Source organism: Isoptericola sp. NPDC057191 (assembly GCF_042670225.1).
Classification (GTDB): Bacteria; Actinomycetota; Actinomycetes; order Actinomycetales; family Cellulomonadaceae; genus Isoptericola.
This window is the reverse complement of sequence record NZ_JBHUWC010000263.1, coordinates 1-3977: the sequence shown is the minus strand read 5'-3', so window position 1 is coordinate 3977 and position 3977 is coordinate 1. Positions and strand designations below refer to the sequence as shown.

At 75.7% G+C, this 3977-nt stretch carries 4 protein-coding genes; 3 read left to right on the top strand and 1 reads right to left on the bottom strand.

Features of this window, described 5'->3' with window-relative positions; genetic code table 11:
- The first annotated feature begins 120 nt into the window (after positions 1-120).
- Together ACFT55_RS19490 and ACFT55_RS19485 are read left to right on the top strand one after the other, a co-directional pair.
- Positions 121-1395 carry an MFS transporter gene (locus ACFT55_RS19490; RefSeq protein WP_380245503.1) on the top strand — a complete coding sequence of 425 codons (1275 nt, stop codon included), beginning with the start codon at positions 121-123 and terminating at the stop codon, positions 1393-1395.
- Positions 1396-1587: 192 nt separating this feature from the next.
- Complete coding sequence (locus ACFT55_RS19485; protein WP_380245502.1) at positions 1588-1965, top strand: hypothetical protein; 378 nt, start codon at positions 1588-1590, stop codon at positions 1963-1965.
- 5 nt (positions 1966-1970) lie between these two features.
- Here ACFT55_RS19485 and ACFT55_RS19480 read toward each other — a convergent pair whose 3' ends face one another.
- Complete coding sequence (locus tag ACFT55_RS19480) at positions 1971-2342, bottom strand: ArsR/SmtB family transcription factor (protein ID WP_380245501.1); 372 nt, start codon at positions 2340-2342, stop codon at positions 1971-1973.
- Between the two features lie 127 nt (positions 2343-2469).
- On the opposite strand from ACFT55_RS19480, the gene ACFT55_RS19475 reads away from it, so the two are divergent.
- Positions 2470-3977 (top strand): FAD-dependent oxidoreductase (locus ACFT55_RS19475; RefSeq protein ID WP_380245500.1); only part of this gene is annotated, 1508 nt, incomplete at its 3' end.

Genomic DNA, 3977 nt, shown 5'->3' with positions numbered 1-3977 from the left:
CTGCCGAACAGGTGGTTGTACACGTTCTGAACACTCAGAACGTGAACAACCACCTGTTCGGCGGGGCTCGGTGGGTGGGCGGGCTACGCTGCGGGTGCCGCCGACCGACGGGAGACTCCGTTGCTGCCCTCTCCTGACGAGCTGCGCGTGCTGCAGCGCCGCACCCTGACCGTCGTCGTCGTGAGCCAGGTGCTCGGCGGCGCGGGGCTCGCCGCCGGAGTCACCGTCGGCGCGCTCCTCGCGCAGCAGATGCTGGGCGGCGCCGGCCTCGCCGGCCTGCCGACGGCGCTGTTCACGCTCGGCTCGGCGCTCGCGGCCTTCCTCGTCGGGCGGATCACCCAGCGTGCCGGACGGCGCGTCGGTCTCGGCCTGGGCTTCGCGGCGGGCGGCCTGGGTGCCGTCGGCGTGGTCACGGCCGCGGCGCTCGACACGGTCCCGCTGCTGCTGGTGTCGCTGTTCGTCTACGGCGCGGGCACGTCGACCAACCTGCAGGCCCGCTACGCCGGCACCGACCTGGCCGCGCCGGACCGGCGCGCCACCGCGGCGAGCGTCGCCATGGTCTCGACGACCCTCGGCGCGGTCGCGGGGCCCAACCTCGTGGAGCCGCTGGGCGGGCTCGCCACGTCGCTCGGCCTCCCGGCGCTCGCCGGCCCGTTCCTCCTCGCGGCGGTCGCCTTCCTCGCCGCCGGGGCGACGCTGTTCGGCTTCCTGCGTCCTGACCCGTTCCTCGTCGCCCAGGAGCTCGCGCGCACCGACCGCGCGACGGCGGGCACGACGGCGGGCCCGGTGGACAGCGCGGTGGGCGCGGCAGGCGAGGCCCCGGCGCGCCGGGAGGTCCCCACGGGCGTGCTCGTCGGCGCGACCGTGATGGTGGTGACCCAGGTGGCGATGGTCGCGATCATGACGATGACGCCGGTGCACATGCGCGGCCACGGCCACGACCTGGGCGACGTCGGCCTCGTCATCGGCGTCCACGTGGCCGCGATGTTCCTGCCCTCGCTGGTCACGGGCGTCCTCGTCGACCGCGTGGGACGTGTGCCGATGGCCGCGGCGGCCGGCGTCACGCTGCTGCTGGCCGGGATCACGGGCGCTGCCGCACCCGCCGACTCGATGGGCCTGCTGATCCTGGCCCTCGCGCTGCTCGGCCTCGGCTGGAACTTCGGGCTCATCGCCGGCACCGCGCTCATCGTCGACGCGACCACCCCCGCCACGCGCGCCCGCACGCAGGGCACCGTCGACGTCCTCATCGCGCTCGCGGGCGCGGGCGGCGGCGCGATGTCCGGCCTGGTCGTGGCCGGGTCGAGCTACGCCACCCTGGCGCTCGCCGGCGGGGTGCTGTCGCTGCTGCTCGTGCCCGTGCTGTTCGTCGCCCGGCGCCGCGTCGTCCGCCGCTGACGCCCTGGCGCGCCGGCACGACCTCGTTGCGAATCCTGCAATCCAGGACGCGCAGGGGGCGGGACGTACCTAGGATCCGCGCACATGGACCGTCTCCGTACCGTCTGCAGGTTGGCCTTGTCCGCTGGCGTGCTTCTCACCGCCGGGTGCACCAACGCTCCACCGCCTCCTGCGCCGAGCCCAGGGCCGGAAGTGCTGGCGGTCGTCGACACGTACCTGCACGCCGTGGCCGACGCCTCGCCGGACGAGCTCGCGAAGGTCACCGCCTACTCCGTACTCAGCGACGACAGCGACGCGGTCGTCGGGGGTGGCGAGCTGCCCCCGGTCTGCCTGCGGACCGAGCTGGAGGCGATGTCCGACGTTGACCCCCACGCCGACGTGGAGTTCGAGACGATCGGTGGCCCCGTGTCCGGGGAGGTCGACGACGGAGGGTCCTCCTACCAGATCCTCATGGCGTACTTCCCGCTGGCGGACGGGTCGTCGCTCGGGCGGCAGGTCGGCCTCTACGACGAGGAGCTGCGGGTCTTCATCGAACCGTCCGACCCGTGCGAGGACGCCGTCGGGCGGTAGCCCCCTCAGCCGACGGGCGTCGGGACGGCGGAGGACAGTGACGCGGCGAGACCGGCGACGGCGTCCGGCACGAGGGAGAAGTAGGCCCAGCGCCCGCGCTGCTCGCGCTCGAGGAGACCGGCCTCGACGAGGATCTTCAGGTGGTGGCTGACCGTCGGCTGGGAGAGGCCGACCGGCTCGGTGAGGTCGCAGACGCACGCCTCGGCGCCCGGCTGAGCGGCGACGATGGCCAGGAGCTGCACGCGCGCCGGGTCGGCGAGGGCCTTGAACGACCGGGCCAGGTCGTGGGCCACGTCCGGCTCGACGGCGCGCGCGACGGCCGGCGTGCAGCAGCCGTCGTCGACGGAGGCGAGAGGCAGGGGCGCGTGCGTCGTCATACCCTGATCCTGCCACACATTGACATTCGTCGATAGGTGCTCCAAGATCGCCATATCGATGTTTCTCGATGCGACGTCCGGATGTGACGTCCCGGCGGGACCGGCGGTCCCGAGGTGAGGAGTGGTGATGAGCGAGGTTGCTCGGAACGAGCTGCCGGTGGTCGTGATCGGCGCCGGCCCGGTGGGGCTGGCGGCAGCGGCGCACCTCCTGGAGCGCGGCCTGGAGCCTTTGGTGCTGGAGGCGGGGGAGGCCCCCGGCGCGGCGGTCGCGTCGTGGGGGCACGTGCGCCTGTTCTCGCCGTGGCGGTACGACGTCGACGCCGCGGCGCGCCGCCTGCTCGCGCCGACCGGGTGGACGGAGCCCGACCCCGACACCCTGCCGACGGGCCGCGAGCTCGTGGACGGGTACCTCGCCCCGCTCGCGGCCACCTCGCCGATCGCCTCGCGCCTGCGGACCGGCACCCGGGTCCTGGCGGTCGCCCGCGACGGCGCGGACAAGACCCGGTCCCTCGGCCGCGAGCGCCGGCCGTACCGGGTGCGCACCGTCGACGCCCACGGGCGCGTCACGGACGTCCTCGCCCGCGCGGTGATCGACGCGTCCGGCACCTTCTCCACGTCGAACCCGCTCGGCGTCAGCGGCCTGCCCGCCGCCGGCGAGGCCGAGGCCGCGCCCTTCGTCACCGGCCCCCTGCCGGACGTGCTGGGGGCGTCGCGCGACCGGTTCGCCGGGAGGCACACGCTGGTGGTCGGCATGGGCCACTCCGCGGCGAACACGCTGCTGAGCCTGGTGGAGCTGTCGGAGTCGGCGCCGGGCACCATCGTCACGTGGGCGATCCGGGGCGGTTCCGCCCGCCGCCTCTTCGGCGGCGGCACGGACGACGAGCTGCCTGCCCGCGGGCTCTTGGGCAGCTGCCTGCGCGAGGCCGTCGACGCCGGCCGGCTCCGGCTGCTGACCCGCGTGTCGATCGAGCAGCTCGTGCCGGAGGGTGACCCGGGCGCGGGCACCGTGCGGGTGCTCGGGACGGCGAAGGACGAGCCGCTGACCCTGGACGTGCACGCGATCGTCAACGCGACCGGCTTCCGCCCCGACCTGGACATGCTGCGGGAGGTGCGCCTCGACCTCGACCCGATCGTGGAGGCTCCGAGCGCTCTGGCGCCGCTGATCGACCCGAACCAGCACTCGTGCGGCACCGTGCCGCCTCACGGCGAGCAGGTGCTCGCGCACCCGGACGACGGCTTCTACGTCGTGGGGATGAAGTCCTACGGCCGCGCCCCGACGTTCCTCCTGGCCACCGGGTACGAGCAGGTGCGCTCCGTCGCGGCGGCCCTGGCGGGCGACCGCGCGGCCGCGGACGCGGTCGAGCTGAACCTTCCCGCCACGGGGGTGTGCTCCAGCGACCTTGCCCTGGAGGCCGACGGGGCGGCCGGCGGGTCGTGGGGGGGGGGGGGGCCCGGCGCGCCGGCGCGGGGGCCGCGGGGGGTGGGGGGCGCGCGCGGGGGGGGGGGCGGGGGCGGGGGGGCGCCGCGCCGGCCCCGGGGCCGGGGGGGGGGGCGGCGCGGAGGGGGCGGGGGCGGCCGCGGCGGGGGGGGCCGCGGGCGGGGGGGGGGGCGGTGGTGTAGGCGGGGTAGTGGATG